At 69.8% G+C, this 394-nt stretch carries 1 protein-coding gene; it reads left to right on the top strand.

Going from position 1 to position 394, the window contains the following annotated elements; translation table 11 throughout:
• A partial coding sequence (locus tag E4U92_RS35580; protein ID WP_174864156.1) for a ferrochelatase occupies positions 1-394 on the top strand: 394 nt, incomplete at both ends.

Raw genomic sequence — 394 nt, 5'->3', positions numbered from 1 at the left:
CCCCGTACGACGCCTTGCTCCTGCTCTCCTTCGGCGGCCCGGAGGGCCCGGAGGACGTGGTGCCGTTCCTGGAGAACGTCACGCGGGGGCGGGGTATCCCCAAGGAGCGGCTGAAGGAGGTCGGACAGCATTACTTCCTGTTCGGCGGTGTCAGCCCGATCAACGACCAGAACCGGGCCCTGCTGGAGGCGCTGCGCAAGGACTTCGCCGAGCACGGGCTGGACCTGCCGGTGTACTGGGGCAACCGCAACTGGGCGCCGTACCTGACCGACACCCTGCGTGAGATGGTCGCCGACGGACGCCGCCGCATCCTGGTGCTGGCCACGAGCGCCTACGCCTCCTACTCGGGCTGCCGGCAGTACCGGGAGAACCTCGCCGATGCCCTCGCCGCCCT

This window comes from Streptomyces galbus (assembly GCF_005280195.1).
Classification (GTDB): Bacteria; Actinomycetota; Actinomycetes; order Streptomycetales; family Streptomycetaceae; genus Streptomyces; species Streptomyces galbus.
The sequence above is the reverse complement of the archived record's forward strand: the minus strand, read 5'-3'. Positions and strand labels throughout refer to the sequence as shown.